Origin of the sequence: Streptomyces inhibens, assembly GCF_003389455.1 — a bacterium.
Classification (GTDB): domain Bacteria; phylum Actinomycetota; class Actinomycetes; order Streptomycetales; family Streptomycetaceae; genus Streptomyces; species Streptomyces inhibens.
Map to the genome: position 1 here is coordinate 1 of NZ_QUAC01000459.1, position 18,426 is coordinate 18,426.

An 18,426-nucleotide genomic window follows, 5' to 3' on the forward strand; every position below is an offset into this window, starting at 1 on the left:
ACGTCGCCTGAGACGCGCGGCCGACCGCACAGCCCAAGCCGAGGGCCGCACCCCACCGGGGTGCGGCCCTCGGCCGTTGTGTGCCGGATGGCCACCGGAGGGCCGGCCAGCGGAGCCGAACCGGCCCGGTGTGACACAGGCAACATTCACGGCACCTTGACGCACCACCCGTGTAATCGATTTCGTAGCCCCCACGAATTCCCCACGAAATCGATTACACGTCGATCATGCGAAGCCGGTCCCAGGCACGGTGAGCGATCGCATCGCACGGACAGGACGGCAACGGCGCCATGGCGAACATCAAGGATGTGGCAGAGCGGGCAGGGGTGTCCGTCGCCACGGTCTCCCGGGTCCTCAACGGCCACAGCCCGGTCGCCGAGACCCGCGACCGGGTGCTCGCCGCCGTACGGGAGCTGGGCTACCGCCCCAACAACGTCGCCCGCGCGCTGCGCACCGCACGGACCGGTGCGCTCGGCCTGATCATCAGCGATCTCACCAACCCCTTCTTCACCGAACTGGCCGACGCCGTCGAGGACGAGGCCCGCAGCCTCGGCTACAGCCTGGTCATCGGCAACGCCGGCGAGCGCCCCGCGCAGCAGGACGACTACATCCGCACCCTGCTCGACCGCCGGATCGACGGCCTACTGGTCAGCTCGGCCGGCACCGGCTCGGCGATGCTCAGCGAGGTCGTCGCCTCCGGCACCCCGCTGGTCCTGCTGGACCGCACCGTGCCCGGCGTCGACGCTCCCTGCGTACGCGCCGACGGCCGCGCCGCGCTCACCGAGCTCGCCGCCCATCTCGCCGCCCTCGGCCGCCGCCGGCCCGCGATCATCGTCGCCCCGGCCGGCACCCCCACCGGCGACGAGCGCCTCGACCTCTTCCGTACGGCGCTGGCCGCACACGGCATCGCGCTGCCCGACGAGCGGGTCGGCGCCACCCCCGACCTCCAGCACACCGGCGGCCGACGGGTGATGAGCGACTTCCTCGACCTCGCCGAGCCGCCGGACGCAGTGCTGGCCACCGACAACCTGATGGCGCTGGGCGCGATGGACGAACTCCGTGCGCGCGGGCTGCGGGTCCCCGACGACATGGCGCTGGTGGTCTACGACGACGTGCCGTGGTTCACGCACACCGATCCACCGCTGACCGCCATCGCCCAGCCCACCCGCGAACTGGGCCGGGCCGCCGTACACACCCTGCTGGCACGGATCGAGGGCCGGCCCGCCGACCCGGTGCTGCTGCCGGCCCGGCTCGTCACCCGCCGCTCCTGCGGCGAACCGCCCATCGGCTGAACGAGCCGTCCCGGCGGCCCGGCCCGGCCCGGCAGTCCCGGCCGGGCCACCACCCGGGCAAGCCATCGGATCAGGCCACCGGCGGCGACCGTCACTGAAGACCTTCACCCACGACAGCGACCCACGACAGCGACCCAGGCCGTCACCCCAAGGCCGTCACCCCAAGGCCGTCACCCCAAGACAGCACCCCACGACCCTCACCCAAGACAGCCACCAACCAGCCACCCCAAGACAGCCACCACAGGAAGTCACCCGACGAAGAGAGGGGCAGCGCATGACCGGCGTCAACGACGACGTACCGGGCGGCCGCGAACTGCTGCGCGTGGAGGGGGTGACAAAGTCGTTCCCGGGCGTCCGAGCCCTGGACGGCGTGGACCTGACCCTGCGCACCGGCGAGGTGCACGTCCTGCTCGGCGAGAACGGCGCGGGCAAGAGCACCCTCATCAAGATGCTCTCCGGCGCCCACCGCCCCGACGACGGCCGCATCCTCGTCGCCGGCGGACCGGACGGCGCGCACGACGGCCCGCGCGAGGTGCACATCCGCTCGGCGCAGGACGCCGAGCGGCTCGGCATCGCCACCATCTACCAGGAGTTCAACCTCGTCCCCGGGCTCACCGTGGCCGAGAACATCTTCCTCGGCCGGCAGCCGCGCACCGCACTCGGCCTGATCGACAAGAAGGCGATGCGGGCCCGGGCCGCCGAACTGCTCCGGCGCGTACGCCTGGACGTGTCCCCGAACACCCCGGTTGCCGAACTGGGCATCGCCCGCCTCCAGATGGTCGAGATCGCCAAGGCGCTCAGCCTGGGTGCGCGCGTCCTGATCATGGACGAGCCGACCGCGGTCCTCACCTCCGAGGAGGTCGAGACCCTCTTCGGGATCGTCCGCGAGCTGCGCGACACCGGCGTCGGCATCATCTTCATCACCCACCACCTGGACGAGATCGGCGCGCTCGGCGACCGGGTCACCGTGCTGCGCGACGGCCGCTCCGTCCAGGAGGTGCCGGCCTCGACGGACGAGGACGAGCTGATCCGCCTCATGGTGGGCCGGGACATCGCCGAGCAGTACCCGCGGCAGCGCCCCGACGAGCCGGGCGCGCCCCTGCTGCGCGTCCGCGGTCTGACCCGCAACGGTACGAAGGCCGGGCCGGTCTTCGAGGGCATCGACTTCGAGGTGCGGGCCGGTGAGGTCGTGGGCCTGGCCGGACTGGTCGGCGCGGGCCGTACCGAGGTCGTCCGGGCCATCTTCGGCGTGGACCGCTATGACGCCGGCACGGTCGAGATCGACGGCACCCGGCTGGCGCGCGGCGATGTCCGCGCCGCCATGCGGGCCGGGCTGGGCCTCGTACCGGAGGACCGCAAGGGCCAGGGCCTGGTCCTGGACGCGTCCCTCCAGGACAACCTCACCCTCGCCCGTCTCGACCGCGACACCCGGGGCGGGCTGGTGGACCGGGGCGCCCAGCGGCGCGAAGCGGCCGCCGTCGCCGGGCAGTTGAAGGTGCGGATGAGCGGCCTTGCGCAGCCCGCCCGTACGCTCTCCGGCGGCAATCAGCAGAAGATCGTCATCGGCAAGTGGCTGCTGGCGGACACCAAGCTGCTGATCCTCGACGAGCCGACGCGCGGAATCGACGTCGGCGCGAAGGTCGAGATCTACCAGCTGATCAACGAACTGACGGCGTCGGGCCGGGCGGTCCTGATGATCTCCAGCGATCTGCCCGAGGTGCTCGGTATGAGCGACCGGGTGCTGGTGATGTCGCAGGGCCGGCTGGCCGGTGAGCTGTCGGCCGAAGAGGCCACCCAGGACGCCGTGATGGAGCTCGCGCTCCAGTCCCCGAACGGCGCCGCCGAGGGCCCGAAGAACAAGAACGAGAGCGCGATGGAGGGCTCCGATGTCCACTGAGGTGAAGACGGGAGCCGCCGCCGAGGCGGTGGGACAGGCCCCGGACCGGGACGGCCTCGGGCCGTGGTTCTCCCGGGCGGTCCTCAAGAACGGCCCGCTGGGCGGCCTGATCGCCCTGGTCGTGGTGATGGCGGTGCTCTCCAAGGACTTCCTCAACGGCCAGAACCTTCTCAATGTCGGCGTCCAGGCGTCGGTCACCGCGATCCTCGCCTTCGGCGTCACCTTCGTGATCGTCTCGGCCGGTATCGATCTGTCGGTCGGCTCGGTCGCCGCGCTCTCCGCCACCGTCGTCGCCTGGGCGGCCACCGCCGAGGGCCTGCCCGTCTGGATCGCGGTGCTGCTCGGCCTCGCGGTCGGTGTGGCGGCCGGACTGGTCTCAGGCGCCCTGGTCGCCTACGGCAGACTGCCCGCCTTCATTGCCACGTTGGCGATGCTGTCGATAGGCCGCGGCCTGGCCCTGGTCATCTCCGGCGGCTCGCCGATCGCCTTCCCGGGCTCGGTCAGCAGTCTCGGTGACACCCTCGGCGGCTGGCTGCCGGTGCCCGTCCTCGTCATGATCGCGATGGGGCTGATCGCCGCGCTGATCCTGGCCCGTACGTATGCCGGACGCGCGATGTTCGCGATCGGCGGCAACGAGGAGGCGGCCCGGCTCTCCGGCATCAACGTGCGGCGCCGCAAGCTGGTCATCTACGCGCTGTCCGGTCTGTTCGCCGCGGTCGCCGGTATCGTCCTCGCGGCCCGGCTCACCTCCGCCCAGCCGCAGGCCGCCAGTGGCTACGAGCTGGACGCCATCGCCGCCGTCGTCATCGGCGGGGCCAGCCTCTCCGGCGGCTCCGGCAAGGCGTCCGGCACCCTCATCGGCGCGCTGATCCTCGCCGTACTGCGCAACGGCCTGAACCTGCTGAGCGTCTCGGCGTTCTGGCAGCAGGTGGCCACCGGACTGGTCATCGCGCTGGCGGTGCTCCTGGACACGCTGCGCCGCCGGAGCGCGCGATGAAGGCCCGGGGGAACGTCCGGGGGAACGTCCGGGGGAATGCCTGGAGGAGTGCGCGGGGGAAGGTCTGGGGCAACGCTCGGAGGAATGCGCGGGGGAACGTCTTGAGGAGCGCCCGGAGGACCGCCCGGATCAAGGTGTCGCTGGTGGCCGGGCTGGCCGCGACCGTCGCCCTCGGTCTGGCCGGCTGCGACCGCGGCGGCAACACCGACCTGGGGCTCGCGCTGTCCACGATGAACAATCCGTTCTTCGTCGGCATCAAGGAAGGCGCCCAGGCCGAGGCGGACGCCCGCGGTCTGCACATCAACATCACCGACGCGCAGAACGACCCCACCCAGCAGATCAACCAGATGGAGACGTTCACCAGCCAGAACGTCAAGGCGGCCATCATCAACCCGGTCGACTCCGACGCCGCCGTCCCGGCCGTCGGTGTCGCCAACCGGGCGAAGGTGCCGGTCATCTCCATCGACCGCGGCGTCAACGGCGGGAAGGTCGGCTCGACCATCGCCTCCGACAATGTCGCCGGCGGCCGGCTCGCCGCCAAGACGCTGGCCGAATCGCTCGGCGGCAAGGGCAAGGTGGCCTTCCTGGAGGGCCAGCCCGGCACCTCCGCCGCCCGTGAACGCGGCAAGGGTTTCGAAGAGGGCATCAAGAAGTACCCCGGTATCCAGGTCGTCGCCCGCCAGCCCGCGGACTTCGACCGCACCAAGGGCATGGATGTGATGTCCAACATGCTGCAGGCGCACCGCGATATCGCCGGGGTGTTCGCCGCCAACGACGAGATGGCGCTCGGCGCGTCCAAGGCGCTGGGCGCCCGCTCCGGCAAGGACGTCAAGGTGGTGGGGTTCGACGGCACACCGGACGGCGTCAAGGCGGTCCGCAACAAAACCCTCACCGCCACCGTCGCCCAGCAGCCGAAACTCCTCGGCAAGCAGGCCGTGGACTGGGCGCTGAAGGCCGCTCGCGGTGAGAAGCTTCCGCAGTCGGTCAAGGTGCCGGTGGTGCTGGTGACGGCGGAGAACGCCGCGAAGTTCGACGACTGAGCGCGCGGCCCGGCCCTGGAGCCGGGCCGCGGGGCAATGACAGATGAGAAGAAGTGGGAGAGCGGTGCATGTATGACGTCCTGGTGGTCGGCTCGGCCAACGCGGATCTGACGGTACGGGTCGAACGGCGGCCCGGCGCGGGCGAGACCGTGCGCGGCACGGACCTGGTCGAATCGGCCGGTGGTAAGGGCGCCAACCAGGCGGCCGCCGCGGCCCGGATCGGCGGGCGCACCGCGCTGCTGGCACGGGTCGGCGGCGATGCGTACGGCGAACTGCTGCTGGGCGCCCAGCGCGAGGCGGGCACCGATGTCACACCCGTCATCGTGGACGGGGCGGCCCGCACCGGCACCGCGATGATCATCGTCGACCCGGACGGCGACAACAGCATCGTGGTCTCGCCCGGTGCCAATGCCGCCCTTACCCCGCAGGATGTGGCCGCGGCGAAGGACGTCATCGCCGCCTCCTCGGTGGTCTCCCTCCAGCTGGAGATCCCCATGGAGTCCGTACGGGCCGCCGCCGCGGCCGCCGAGCAGGCCGGGACCCGCGTCGTGCTCAACCCCTCGCCGGCCCCCGAGGCGGCCCTGGCGCCCGAACTCCTCGCCGTGGCCGACCCGTTGGTGGTCAACGAGCACGAGGCCCGGGAGCTCTCCGGCCGCGCCGACGGCACCCCCGCCGAGTGGGCGCAGGCCCTGCGTGACCAGGGTGCCCGCTCGGTCGTGGTCACCCTCGGCGGGGACGGCGCGCTGGTCCTGGACGCCTCCGGGGTGAGCGAGGTCCCCGGCGTACGCGTCAAGGCCGTGGACACCACCGGCGCCGGCGATGCCTTCACCGGAGCCCTCGCCACCCGCCTGGCCCGCGGCGATGCGCTCCCCGAGGCGGCGCGCTTCGCCGTACGGGTCGGCGCGGCGGCCGTCACCAAGCCGGGCGCCCAGCCGTCCTACCCGACCCGGGCCGAACTGGAGGCGCTGGCGCCCGAGCAGGGCTGAGGGCTGAGATCCAACTGCCCGCCCGGGCGGGGGAGCCGGTGACGAGGACGGCCGCCCGCGCGGCCGGCTCGGGCGGTATCTCGTAATGGGTGGTGGACTTGGGGCCCAGGGTGCTCAGCTGGGTGCTCGGGGCGATCCAGTTCGCCTCCACTACGGGCGTTGGGCTGTTGGTCGCGACGATCACCACATCCCGGTCCGCCACCGCCGCCACCGCCGTCGCCGGATCGAGCCGCTCGCCGACCTCGGCATCGCCGAGCAGTACGGGAGACGGGGACGGGGTGTGCGGCGGCACGCGGGTCGTCACTGCTCGGCCAGCTCCTTCGGGGCGTACAGCGCATGGTCCGCGCCGGTCGCCAGCGCCCAGTAGCGGTCGCCGTAGGACCAGTGCCACCACTCCGTCGGGTAGTTGACCAGGCCGGCCGCGGTCAGTGCGGCGGCCAGCACCCGCCGGTTGGCGCGGGCGGCGGGCGTCAGCCCCGGGGCGCTCGTATAGCAGGCGCCGTCACTTTCCTCCGGAGAGGCATTGATCGGTGTCCCCATGTCGACATCTGCGCCGTCCGCGGTGACGAGCGTGAGATCCACCGCGCCACCCGCACTGTGCGGTGCGATCTCCGGCGGCGAGACATAACGGCTGGCGGCCTGATGGATACGCGCCCCGTCCCACTCGGGGAACCCGGCGCGCAGCTCGTCCGCATACTCCTCGAAGTAGCGGCGCTGCAGCCCCGGCGGGCGGTAGCCCTCGACGAACTGCAGCCGCAGTCCGTCCGGCAGTGCCTCCTGAGCCGCCAGCAGCCGCCGCAGCACCCCCTCGCGCAGATACGCGAACGCGCCCTGCTCGTCGTGCCGGTCCGCGGCCACCAGGAGCGCGGGCGCCGCGGTCCGTACGTCCACCAGCGGCTCACCACACTCCTTGACGGGGATCGCCGCCACCGCCGGATCCGACATCAGCGTGATCCGGTCCCGGGCATCGCTCAGCACCAGCTCCGCCCCGTCGCCCGGCACCGGCTCCGTCCACTCGGCGGCCGACGCCACCCGCTCGCCGGACGGCAGCCAGACGCCGCTGAGGCCGCAGGCCGGGCCGGGGCTGCCGACCTCCGTGCCATTGGCGAGCAGCACCTGCAGTCCGTTGTCCCGCGCCAGCCCGGCATATCGCGCCACGCCCTTGGCCGAGTCATGGAAGGAGCTGGCGAGATACACCCGGCAGCCGTCCGCCGCGGCCCGCGCCGGCACGTCGGGGAAGCTGTTGTCGTAGCAGGTGGCGAGCGCGAACCGGATGCCGCCCAGGGTGAAGCGGCCGTCGGTGGCGCCCGGCGCGAAGATTTCGCTCTCCTGATCGGTCAGGTGCATCTTGTCGTAGCGGGTGAGCAGCGCGCCGTCCGGCCCGTAGACGAACGAGGCGATGGTCGGCCGGGCCCCGGCCTCGGGGGCCCGGCCCGCGGCGTTCACGACCGCCGCGACCCCACTCGCCCGGCACGCCTCCCGTACGGGGGCCAGCCGGGCATCGTCGGGCAGGACCAGCAGCCCCGCCGGATCGGCGGTTATCAGACGCAGGTCGTATTGCGTCAGGGCGAGTTCGGAGAACACCACCAGACCGGCGCCATGCCCGGCGGCCTCGGTGAGGAGTGCGGCCATCCGCGCGGCGTTGGCTTCGATATCGCCCGGTACGGACGTGAACTGTGCGGCAGCAATGAGCATTCGCCCATGATGCCTGGCGCACACCCGACGCGGACGGCCCTGTGGATAACCGCCCTGCCGCGCGACACCGCAGTAGCGGACCGGCCCCTGACCTAGGGCGACCCCGCTAATCCCGCGCGACCTCGGACGCCGCCACCGTGACGATCGCCCGCACCTGATCGGTGATCGCGACCCGGTTGCGTACGAAGTCCGGGTCGGTGACCCGGCCGCTCGACGGGTCCGTGTTGCCGGCGCCGAACTCCAGGACCGGCGTGTGCAGATGCCCGCCCGGGAGAGCCGGCCGCACCGCGTCCCGCAGCAGCGTCGCCCGGTAGGCGATCTCATTGGACAGATAGTCCCCGCCGCCCCCGGCACGGGCCGTGGACCCCGGAGTCGGGCCGTCCGGCCGCTCCACCGGCTCGGTGCCGCCCGCCGGGATCTCCGTGACGGCGGTGTGGTCGACCACCGGGTACGGCCCGGTGCCGGCCGCCACGATCTGCGCGTACGGCAGGCTGGTGGCCGTCCATTGCGGCTGCGGCCGCACGGTCGGCACCCCCGCCGGAATCGGCACGGTCTCGGTGCGGGACTCCCGTGCGTTGTCCGGATAGCCGCCCCGCCAGGCCCCGTTGGTCCGCTCGACATCGAAGCGCCCCGGCCGCCCCTGGCTGATCGTCGTGAACAGATCCGCCTGCCGCGCCCCGCCCCGGAAGTGCGGCAGCAGCGTGCGTTCCACCGTCCCCTCGGCGAAGTCGGCCCAGCGCACGGGGAAGACCGCGGTCTCGATCCGGGCCGGCCGCCCCGAGGCGGTACGCACCGTCGTCCCGTCCAGCGCGAGCGCCGCCGCCCCCGACGGATTGCTCCGCCGCGCATCGGCGTCCAGCTGGAACGGGTCGAACCCGGTCACGACGATGTGCAGGACATGCTTCCCGGCGGGCAGCTCGATCGAGTCCTGGCCGCGTGAGCTGCGCTCCAACGACCCGAGCAGGGCGTCGCGTTGGGAGGCGGTCAGCCCGAAGTCCGGCTGCCACTGACGCAGCTCCTTGGTCATCCCCAGCCGCGCCCAGTACAGCGGCCGGTCGTCGTCCCGGCTCAGATCGCCGCCCGCGGGCCCGCGCCCCTGGGCCCGGTCCACCGCCCGCCGCCACAGCGCACGCCCCTCGCCCCTGACATACCGTCCGGCTTCCGGATACGTCGTCACCCGTGCCAGCCCGCGCCCGAACTCCCGCTCCCAGGCCTCGAATCCGCTGCGCCGCAGGATCTCCTGCGGCGCGGTCTGTGTCAGCCGGCCCTCCTCCACCGTGGCATCCGCTGTTGCGTGCGCCCTGGTGGCCGCGGTGGCCGGAGCCGTCAGGGACAGCGGGAGGGCGGCGAGCAGTGCGATACCGAGTGCGACCGGCTTGGTGCGTATGCGTCTCATGGGGCGAGTAAAACGGGGTGCGCGGTGCGGCGGTAGAGGGCGCGGGGTGGCTTGAATCGGCCCGCGGCTAGGGTTTCTGGTCCGGTCCGCCCACGCGCCCGGCACATACCGCGAAACCCAGGGGGAATCTTCGTGGCCACACCGCCACCACCGCAAGGCCCTTACCCGTACGCGCAACAGCCCGCGGGCCCCTACCCGCCGCAGCCCACGGGCCCGTACGCCCCACCACAGGGGCACCGGGCCCCAGGCCCGTACCCCTACGCCCAGCAGCCGCACCCTGCGCCCTACGCCACCGCCCCCGGCTGCGAGCTCTGCGGTGCCCAGCCCGCCGTACAGGCCACCGTGCGCGGGCATCAGGGCATCCTCTTCCTGATGCGGTTCCTCAGCCGGAGCGCGGTGTTCTGCCGCTCCTGCGGGCTGGCCACCTACCGCGAGATGTCCGCGAAGACCCTGTGGCAGGGCTGGTGGAGCCCGCTGTCCGTGGCCATCACGCCGATCACCCTGCTGGTGAATCTCGGTCCGCGGGCCCGCTTCCGCAAACTGGCCGCCCCCGTGGGCGGCTTCCGGCCCTCGCTCGATCCGGGCAAGTCGCTGCTGCGCCGGCCCGAGGCGCTGCTGTTCCTGGTGCCGATGGCGCTCGTGGTCCTGGCGATACCCACCCTGTTCGTACTCGGCGCGTTCGTCGAGGGAGCGGGCATCGGGAAGGCGCCGACCCTCGCGGTCGGTAACTGCGTCCGCAACGACGGCGACTGGCACGACCAGGACCTGGAAGTCGTGGAATGCGGGTCGGCCGAGGCGGAGTACCTGGTGACCCGCAGGCTCGACACCTCGAAGGACACCTGCGCGGGCGGTGAACTGCTCGCCGACCCCAAGTACAGCCCGGACAAGATGACGATTTCCTGCCTCGCGCCTGCCCGTTAGGGCGTGTCCTTCGGTACCGCCCGGATCAGCCCTCGCCGGGCTCCTCGGCCCGCCCGCTCCCGCCTCCCAGCAACGCCACGAAGTCCCGGAACGCCGCCGGCATGTCCACCTCCTCCGGGTCCAGCAGCCACTGCAGCTGCAGGCCGTCCATCACGGCGACCAGCAGCGGCGCCGCCTGCTCCGGGGTCAGGCCACCGGGCAGGGTGTCGCCGAATTCGGCCCGCAGCACGTTGGCCATGGAGGCGCGTACGGTGCGGAAGCGGGTCTCGAAGAAGGCGCGGGCGGGGTGGTCCTCGGTGACGCTGTCCGCCGACAGCACGGTGTAGGTCTGCACGATACCGGGGCGGGTGGCGTTGTAGTCGACGAGCTGGGCGAGGGTGTCGGTGCGCCAGCTGTCGGACGCCGCGGCCGCCGAGGCCAGATCCCAGCGGTCGCGCGCCTCCAGGACGCCGACCAGCAGCAGCTCCTTGGTGGGGAAGTGGTGCAGCAGCCCCGGCTGGGTGAGCCCGGCGCGCTCGGCGACGGCGGCGAGCGAGGTGCGGCGGTAGCCGCGCTCGGAGATCAGCTCCATGGCGGCCTGCAGGATGGCCTCGCGCCGCTCCGCGCGCAGGGTCTCCCGCCCGCCGCCGCGCCGCCGCGGTCCGGGCCGGCCGCCGCGGGGTGCGTCCTGGTCTCGTGCAGTCACCGGCCGAGAGTAACTCCCGCGTGGAGATCCCGTACGACTGGGGTAACGGAAGGGTGACGACACTTACCGACCAGAAGGCGTGAGGGTAAGAATCCGGACAGCGGGCCCGCACATCCGCCGAGGGAGCACCGGAGAGCCGCATGACCGACGACCAGCCCCACGACCCCGCCCACGACCCCGCCCACGACGACGCCCGGCACCCTGATCGCGGCCTTGCGTACGACTGCACCGCGGCCGTGGAGCGGGCGCTCGCCGCACTCGACCTTGACACCAAGGTCCGGCTACTGTCCGGCCAGGACATGTGGACGCTGCCGGCCGTCCCCGCGATCGGGCTGCGTTCACTGGTGATGTCGGACGGCCCGATCGGTGTACGGGGCCAGGAGTGGAGCGCCGAGGACCCCTCGGTCGCACTGCCCGGTCCCACCGCGCTGGCCGCCACCTGGGACCCCGGCCTGGCCCGCCGGGTCGGCCATCTGCTCGCCCAGGAAGCCCGCCGCAAGGGCGTGCATGTCCTCCTGGCGCCCACCGTCAATCTGCACCGCTCACCGCTGGGCGGCCGCCACTTCGAGTGCTATTCGGAAGATCCGCTGCTCACCGGCGCGATCGGTGCCGGTTATGTGCGCGGCGTCCAGGAGGGCGGTGTCGGGACGACGGTCAAGCACTTCGTCGGCAATGACGCCGAGACCGACCGGCTCACCGTCGACAACCGCATCGCCCCGCGCCCGCTGCGCGAGCTCTATCTCGCTCCCTTCGAGCACATCGTCAAAAACGCCCGCCCCTGGGGCATCATGACCGCCTACAACCAGGTCAACGGCTCGACGATGACCGAGCACCACCCTCTCGTCAACGAGGTCCTGCGCGGCGAATGGGGCTTCGACGGCTGCAATGTCTCCGACTGGACGGCGGCCCGCGACACCGTACGCGCGCTGCGCGGCGGCCTGGACGTGGCGATGCCGGGGCCCCGTACGGTCTACGGCGCGTCGCTCGCCGAGGCCGTCCGCGCCGGTGCGGTCGCCGAGGCACAGGTGGACGACGCGGTGCGCCGGGTGCTGCTGCTCGCGGCCCGTACGGGATGCCTCGCGGGCGTGCCGGCGGCGGTCTCCCCGGCCGATGTCCCCCGGGGGATCGACGGCCGGGCGGTGGCCCGTGAGGTCGCCCGGCGGGCGTTCGTCCTGCTGCGGAACGAGCCGGTGGGCGGCGCGCGGCGGGCGCTGCCGGTGGACGCCGCCGCGGTCCGCAAGATCGCCGTCATCGGGGCGGCCGCGCGCGACGCCCGGGTGCTCGGCGGCGGGTCCGCGACCGTCTTCCCCGAGGCGATCGTCTCTCCGCTGGAGGGGCTGCGCGCCGCGCTGCCCGACGAGGTCGAGGTCGGCTTCGCGGTCGGCGCCGACCCGCGCACCCGCGTCCCGCACGCCCGGGAGGGCTTCACCCTGCGCGCCCGCTACCTCGCAGCGGACGGCCGACTGCTCGCCGAGACACCGCAGTTCGACGGCAAGGTGCAGGTGATGGGCCGCTTTCCCGAGGGCGTGACCCGGCAGAACCTGAGCGCCGTCGAGCTGACCGGCAGCTACACCCCGCAGACCAGCGGCGGCCACACCCTCGCCGTGGCCGGCACCGGTGAGCTGCGGCTGACCGTCGGCGGCTCGGTCCTCTTCGACGGCCGCTGCGCACCGGAGGGCAACGACCCCTTCGAGGCGTTCATGAACCCCGTCGAGCGGCGGGTGACGGCGGAGCTGACAGCTGGTGAGAGCGTCGATGTCACGCTGCGGTTCGTCCCGCTCGGCCTGGGCCCGGGCGAGGGCCTGGGCGGGCTGAACTTCACCCTCGGCCACAGCGAACCGCAGCTCGACGCCGACGCCGAGATCCAGGAGGCGGTCCGCGCCGCGACCGCCGCCGATGTCGCGATCGTCGTCGTCGCCACCACCGAGGAGGTCGAGTCCGAGGGCTTCGACCGCCGCGATCTGCGGCTGCCCGGCCGCCAGGACGAGCTGGTCACCCGGGTCGCCGCCGCCAATCCGTACACCGTCGTGGTCGTCAACTCCGGTTCGCCGGTGGAGCTGCCGTGGCGCGAGCAGGTGCCCGCCGTGCTGCTGAGCTGGTTCCCCGGCCAGGAGGCCGGTGCGGCGCTGGCCGATGTCCTGCTCGGCGCGGACGAACCGGGCGGCCGGCTCCCCACCACTTGGCCGGCCCGCCTCGACGACGCCCCGGTCACCACCGTCACCCCGACGGACGGCCAACTCCCGTACTCGGAGGGCGTGTTCATCGGATACCGGGCCTGGCAGCGGTCCGCTCCCGTCCCCGCCACTGCCCCGGCGTACCCCTTCGGCCACGGTCTGGGCTACACCGACTGGGAGTACGAGTCGCTGGACACCACCCCGGACTCGGTGCGGGTGCGGGTGCGCAACGCGGGCGACCGTCCCGGCCGCGAGGTCGTCCAGATCTATCTGGCGCCGACCTCGGACGCCGCCCCGGACGCACCGGAGCGCCCGGGGCGCTGGCTGGCCGGATTCGCCGTCGTCGAGGCCGGCCCCGGTGAGAGCGCCGAGGCCGAGATCCCGCTGCCGGACCGCGCCTTCGCGGTCTGGGGGTCCGCTTTCGAAGGCTCGGCGGCGAGCGGAGGCGGAGCGGGCAGGAGGACGGCTGGCGCCGGGTCAAGGGCGTCTACACCGTCGAGGCGGCGCACAGTGTCGACGACCGCCGGCTGACGGCGGAGGTCACCGTCGGCTGAGGCGGACCGGGGCGGGGGCGCTCCTCCCCAGAGGCGCCCCCGGCCACCCCTCATGAGAGCACCGCCGGCATCACGAGGTCACCACCGAGACATCACCGCCGCTCGTCCGTGCCGTCACCTTGTGCGCGGAGCTCTCGTCCGTCGGGACGGAGACCTTTCTGGTGCCACCGCTCGTCGAGGCGTCCACCGCGTACGAGCCCTTCGGGAGACGGACGGTGACATCGCCTCCGCTGGTCCGCGCCGAGACGTCGTCGGGCGCGGAGGACAGCGTGGCCTCCACATTCCCGCCGCTGGTCCTCACTTTCATCTTCCGGGCCGTGGAGTCCGCGACGGTGATGTCGCCACCGCTGGTCTCCGCGGTGATCGCGCCCGCGGTGCCACGGACGGTGATGTCGCCGCCGCTGGTGTGCAGATCGACCGAGGCGTTACGCGGCAGCAGCACGCGGTACCCCACCTCGCACCGGCGCCCCATACCGCAGTCCTCGGCCTCCAGCGTCAGCCGGCCGTCCTTGACCCCGTGCTCGGACTTCGGCTTCTGGTCGTTGTAGCGGTACTTCTCCGTCACCTTGATCGACCCGCCGGCGTCGATCGGCACGATCTCTATGTCCCCGCCGTGTGTCGTCGCCGACAGCGTGGTGACCTTGCCCTGCACCGTGTACGTGCGCTTCGCCTCCTTCGTCGGGCCGAAACCCGACAGCGAGCAGCCGGTCACCAACACGGTCAACGCCGCACAGGACAGAACGAGATGAGGAGCGCGAAGGCGGGCCATGGTGAAGAGGTCTCCCGTAGCAGGCAACGAAGCGGAACGGATCAGAACGGAACAGCTCGGAACGGAACGCAGTGGAACCGCTCACCACTCATGGTTCCTGTTCCGCCTCCCCGCGGCGTCACCGCACGGTATGAACCTCCCCCTCCCACGCCCTTAGGGGTTCCCCGCACTCCGCGGCCGCGCCGAGAACCCGTACACGGTCTCCGAGCGATGGATCTCGCCGGGCCGCAGGACCGTGCCGGGGAAGTCCGGCCGGTTGGGGGAGTTCGGGAAGTGCTGGGTCTCCAGGGCGAGGCCGGCCGCCGGTCCGTAGGGGATGCCCGAGGTCCCCGTCAGGGATCCGTCGAGGTGGTCTGCGGTGTAGAGCTGAAGTCCGGGTTCGGTGGTGGCCAGCTCCAGGGCGCGGCCCGAGCGCGGGTCATACAGCTCCGCGACCGTGCGCGGGGCCCCGGTCACACCGCCGTCGAGCACGAAGTTGTGGTCGTACGCGCCGGCCACCGCGCGCGCCGCCCGGAAGTCGAAGCGGGTACCGGTGACATCGGCGGGCGCGCCGGGCACCGGGATGCCGCTGCCGTCGACGCGCGTGTAGCGGGACGCCGCCAGCCGCAGTTGATGCCCGATGGCGCTGCCGCTGCCGTCACCGCCCAAGTTGAGATACGTGTGGTTGGTGAGGTTGACGACGGTCGGTGCGTCGGTTTGCGCGCGATAGGCGATACACAGCGCGTCACCGTCGGGACCCGTGGAGAGGGTGTACGTCACGCGCACATCCAGGGCGCCGGGGAACCCCTCCTCGCCATCCGGGCTGACCCGGCGCAGCTGCACCCCGCCCTCGACCGGCCGGGCCTCCCACACCACCCGGGAGAAGTTCCGCGGCCCGCCGTGCAGGCTGTTGCGCCCGTCGTTCGGCGTCAGCGGGTACGCACGGCCGTCGAGCGTGAACGACGCCCCCGCGATCCGGTTTGCGTAGCGCCCGACCAGCGCGCCGAAGTGCGACCCGCCGTGCATGACATACGACGCGAGGTCGGCGAAGCCCAGCGCCAGCCGGCCCCTTTGTCCGTCCCGGTCCGGGGCCTCGATGCTCTGGACGATCCCGCCGTACGTCAGGACCCGGACCCGCAGCCCGCCCGAGCCCGCCTCCAGGGTCCAGCGGTCGACACCGGTGCCGTCGTCCAGTGTGCCGAAGGGTTCCCTGCTGACCTGCGTGTTCATGAGCGCGAGCCTATGCCCGCAAACCGGCGGCCACCGCCCGGGGAACGCGTCCCGGTGCTATCGCTGCGGGCGGGTGATCGCGCGGAACGCCAGCTCCGCCAGCTCCTTCTGGCCACCGGCGCCCGGGTGGAACCAGTCCCAGGTGCTCAACTGCCGGCCGGTGAAGCGGTAGTCGAAGACCGACCCGTCGAACCGGCACAGCGGATCCTTGCCACACACCTCCGCCAGCGCCGCGTTGTACGCCTGCACCCGGTCCCGTACCTTCGCGCGCCGGTCCTGCGCTGCCTTCGTCAGATCGTCCGGATCGCGCAGCATCGACCCGCAGATCCCCAGCTTCCACACCTGCTTGCCGAGCGGGTTCTTGCGCCCCTCGGACCACAGCCGCAGCAGATCCGGCACCGCCGCGACATACACCTGGGTGTGCGGCAGGGCGCGCCGCAGATACGTCATCGACCGCGCGAAGTCGGTCCGGAAGGCGGCCTTGGGGGTCATCGTCCCCACGTCGTGACGGCACGCGTCGTTGGCGCCGATCAGGATCGTCACCAGCTCGGGCTTCCGGTCGGCGGCCGCCGCGATCTGATCCGGCAGATCGCTCATCAGCGCGCCGGTCTTCGCGAAGTTCCAGCTGTGCGTGGCGGGGTGGGCGACCAGCCGTCGGGCGAGGCTGTCCACCTTGGGATCGGTGCCGGTGGCCCAGGAGACCTCGGGGCAGTCGGAGAGCACCGTACAGGCGTCGAAGCCGACGGTGATGGAGTCGCCGAGCGCCGCGATCGAACCGGGGTCGGTGCGCCAGACGGGCGCCCGTTTGGCCGGACGCTTCGCCGACGCGCCGGACCGTGACGCTGAACCACCGTCGGCACTACAGGCGGTGAGGGCGGTCAACAGCGCGCAAGCGGTCGCCACGGTGCGTACGGAACGGAGCCCGAAACGGCTGCGCCAGGGGCGAAAGGGCCGATCGATCCGCGTCATCCCCTGTCCCCTCCGGCGTGCGAGTGATATCTCTTCGGGTACCGACGGTACGTCACCCCCTCGACCGGCACTGCGCGGTAGCTTTGCCCCGTGCCTGCCGGGCGGTGACCCAAAGTGGCAAGTGCAGTCGGCACAGACAAATTACATCACGTCATTTCCTGTCCCATTTGCGGCAAATTCCGCCCAATGGTGTTTACTGTAGGTCACCTCGCAAGCTGGTGCCGAAGTGATCACTGGGGCAGAATGGCAACTGTCCCGGCCGCAACCGGAACGGGCACGAGGCCGCTGGGGAAGGCGAACCTCGAACCGCACTGGAGGTCCCGGTGACGACACGTGGAGTTCTGTACGTCCACTCCGCTCCGCGCGCGCTGTGCCCGCACGTCGAATGGGCCGTGGCGGGCGTCCTCGGCGTGCGCGTCAATCTCGACTGGATCCGCCAGCCGGCGTCCCCGGGCACCTGGAGAGCCGAGTTCTCCTGGCAGGGCGAGGCCGGCACGGCCTCCAAGCTGGCCTCCGCGCTGCGCGGCTGGCATCTGCTGCGCTTCGAGGTGACCGCGGAGCCCTGCTCCACCGCCGAGGGCGAGCGCTACAGCTCCACCCCCGACCTGGGCATCTTCCACGCCGTCACCGGCATCCACGGCGACATCCTGATCCCCGAGGACCGGCTGCGCGCCGCGGTCGCCCGCTCGGCGCGCGGCGAGACCGAGCTTGCCGCCGAGGTCGCCAAGCTCCTCGGCAAGCCCTGGGACGACGAACTGGAGCCGTTCCGGTACGCGGGCGAGGGCGCCCCGGTCCGCTGGCTCCACCAGGTCGTCTAGGCAGGCCCCCAGGGGGCACCCGCCGTCCCCGACACGCGGCAGCTGTTGCCTTGGAGTCCACTCCACGGCCTAGCGTGCCGCCCATGGCTGACAACAACTCTTCCGACACCCTCTCAGTAGCGGTGCTGGGCACCGGAATCATGGGCGCGGCGATGGCCCGCAACCTCGCCAGGGCCGGTCTGGACGTCCGCGTCTGGAACCGTACGCGCGCCAGAGCGGAGCCGCTGGCCGCCGACGGGGCCCGTGTCACCGACACCCCCGCCGAGGCGGTGGACGGCGCCGATGTGGTCCTCACCATGCTGCTCGACGGCGACGCCGTCCTCGACGCGCTGCGGCAGGCCGCCCCGGCGCTGCCGACCGGTGCCGTATGGCTCCAGATGAGCACGGTGGGGGCCGAAGGCCTCGTCCCCCTCGCCCGGTTCGCCGACGAGCACGCCCTGCGCTTCGTGGACGCCCCCGTCCTGGGCACCAAGGCGCCTGCCGAGAAGGGTGAGTTGACGGTTCTGGCGGCCGGCCCCGAGGACGTGCGGGAGCGCGCCGGGCAGGTTTTCGACATCGTCGGGAGCATCACCCGGTGGGTCGGCGAGGACGGTGCGAGCGGGGCCGCCAGCCGTCTCAAGCTCGTCGTCAACAGCTGGGTGCTGACCCTCATCAACGGTACGGGTGAGGCGTTCGCGCTCGCCAAGGGGCTCGGTGTGGACCCGCGCGACTTCCTTGCCGCGATCGCCGGCGGGGCGCTCGACATGCCGTATCTGCGGATGAAGTCCGAGCTGATCCTGTCCGAGGACTACCCGGCGAGCTTCACGGTGTCGGCGGCCCGCAAGGACGCCCGGCTCATCACCGAGGCCGCCCGCGGCGCCGGCGTACGGCTGGATCTGGTGCCGGCGGCCGCGGAGCGCTTCCGCCGGGCCGAGGAGCAGGGCCACGGCGAAGAGGACGGCACGGCGGCGTACTTCGCCAGCTTCGAGGGCTGAGCGGCGCGGCGGACACACGAGGAGGGCCCGCCCGGTGCGTACACCGGGCG

Annotated in this window: 13 protein-coding genes and 2 pseudogenes; 8 read left to right on the forward strand and 7 right to left on the reverse strand. The window is 72.4% G+C overall.

Annotated features, from left to right (window positions below; translation table 11 throughout):
- Positions 1 to 290 precede the first annotated feature (290 nt).
- The 4 genes and pseudogenes from DY245_RS39605 (at position 291) to DY245_RS39625 (ending at position 6,212) form a co-directional block, all read left to right on the forward strand.
- Complete coding sequence (locus DY245_RS39605) at positions 291 to 1,292, forward strand: LacI family DNA-binding transcriptional regulator (RefSeq protein ID WP_128511949.1); 1,002 nt, start codon at positions 291 to 293, stop codon at positions 1,290 to 1,292.
- A gap of 274 nt (positions 1,293 to 1,566) precedes the next feature.
- Positions 1,567 to 3,189 (forward strand): sugar ABC transporter ATP-binding protein, encoded by a 1,623-nt coding sequence (locus DY245_RS39610; protein ID WP_128511950.1) that lies wholly within the window; start codon positions 1,567 to 1,569, stop codon positions 3,187 to 3,189.
- A 127-nt stretch (positions 3,190 to 3,316) separates the two neighbouring features.
- A pseudogene (locus tag DY245_RS48560) lies at positions 3,317 to 5,226 on the forward strand (ABC transporter permease/substrate-binding protein).
- A 68-nt stretch (positions 5,227 to 5,294) separates the two neighbouring features.
- Positions 5,295 to 6,212, forward strand: coding sequence for a ribokinase (locus DY245_RS39625; RefSeq protein ID WP_128511952.1), 918 nt, complete (start codon positions 5,295 to 5,297; stop codon positions 6,210 to 6,212).
- Here the strand turns inward: DY245_RS39625 and DY245_RS39630 are convergent.
- The 3 genes from DY245_RS39630 to DY245_RS39640 all read right to left on the reverse strand — a co-directional run bounded on the left by DY245_RS39630 (position 6,139) and on the right by DY245_RS39640 (position 9,303).
- Complete coding sequence (locus tag DY245_RS39630) at positions 6,139 to 6,516, reverse strand: hypothetical protein (RefSeq protein ID WP_181924068.1); 378 nt, start codon at positions 6,514 to 6,516, stop codon at positions 6,139 to 6,141. The two genes, DY245_RS39625 and DY245_RS39630, sit on opposite strands and share 74 nt — an antisense overlap.
- Positions 6,513 to 7,907 carry a nitrilase-related carbon-nitrogen hydrolase gene (locus DY245_RS39635; protein ID WP_128511954.1) on the reverse strand — a complete coding sequence of 465 codons (1,395 nt, stop codon included), beginning with the start codon at positions 7,905 to 7,907 and terminating at the stop codon, positions 6,513 to 6,515. Before DY245_RS39635 ends, DY245_RS39630 begins: the two co-directional genes overlap by 4 nt.
- 106 nt (positions 7,908 to 8,013) lie before the next feature.
- Entirely contained in the window at positions 8,014 to 9,303 is a 1,290-nt protein-coding gene (locus DY245_RS39640; RefSeq protein WP_128511955.1) for a C15 family peptidase, read from the reverse strand.
- A gap of 132 nt (positions 9,304 to 9,435) precedes the next feature.
- Here DY245_RS39640 and DY245_RS39645 point away from each other — a divergent pair, with 132 nt between their 5' ends.
- Positions 9,436 to 10,224, forward strand: coding sequence for an LppU/SCO3897 family protein (locus DY245_RS39645; RefSeq protein WP_128511956.1), 789 nt, complete (start codon positions 9,436 to 9,438; stop codon positions 10,222 to 10,224).
- Between the two features lie 25 nt (positions 10,225 to 10,249).
- Here the strand turns inward: DY245_RS39645 and DY245_RS39650 are convergent, their stop codons facing one another.
- Positions 10,250 to 10,909 (reverse strand): TetR/AcrR family transcriptional regulator, encoded by a 660-nt coding sequence (locus DY245_RS39650; RefSeq protein WP_244943546.1) that lies wholly within the window; start codon positions 10,907 to 10,909, stop codon positions 10,250 to 10,252.
- A 236-nt stretch (positions 10,910 to 11,145) separates the two neighbouring features.
- On the opposite strand from DY245_RS39650, the pseudogene DY245_RS39655 reads away from it, so the two are divergent.
- Positions 11,146 to 13,637: pseudogene (locus tag DY245_RS39655) on the forward strand (beta-glucosidase family protein).
- Between the two features lie 70 nt (positions 13,638 to 13,707).
- On the opposite strand, the gene DY245_RS39660 reads toward DY245_RS39655, so the two are convergent.
- From DY245_RS39660 to DY245_RS39670, 3 genes are all read right to left on the reverse strand, one after another.
- Positions 13,708 to 14,355, reverse strand: a complete 648-nt coding sequence (locus DY245_RS39660) for a DUF4097 family beta strand repeat-containing protein (protein ID WP_244943547.1) — start codon at positions 14,353 to 14,355, stop codon at positions 13,708 to 13,710.
- Between the two features lie 204 nt (positions 14,356 to 14,559).
- Positions 14,560 to 15,615 (reverse strand): aldose epimerase family protein, encoded by a 1,056-nt coding sequence (locus DY245_RS39665; protein ID WP_128511959.1) that lies wholly within the window; start codon positions 15,613 to 15,615, stop codon positions 14,560 to 14,562.
- A gap of 57 nt (positions 15,616 to 15,672) precedes the next feature.
- Positions 15,673 to 16,584: an SGNH/GDSL hydrolase family protein gene (locus tag DY245_RS39670; RefSeq protein WP_128511960.1), complete on the reverse strand. Its 912-nt coding sequence runs from the start codon at positions 16,582 to 16,584 to the stop codon at positions 15,673 to 15,675.
- A gap of 323 nt (positions 16,585 to 16,907) precedes the next feature.
- Here DY245_RS39670 and DY245_RS39675 point away from each other — a divergent pair, with 323 nt between their 5' ends.
- Both DY245_RS39675 and DY245_RS39680 read left to right on the forward strand, forming a co-directional pair.
- Positions 16,908 to 17,402, forward strand: a complete 495-nt coding sequence (locus DY245_RS39675) for a DUF3145 domain-containing protein (RefSeq protein ID WP_018088059.1) — start codon at positions 16,908 to 16,910, stop codon at positions 17,400 to 17,402.
- 83 nt (positions 17,403 to 17,485) lie between these two features.
- Positions 17,486 to 18,376: an NAD(P)-dependent oxidoreductase gene (locus tag DY245_RS39680; protein WP_128511961.1), complete on the forward strand. Its 891-nt coding sequence runs from the start codon at positions 17,486 to 17,488 to the stop codon at positions 18,374 to 18,376.
- The last annotated feature ends 50 nt before the right edge of the window (positions 18,377 to 18,426 follow it).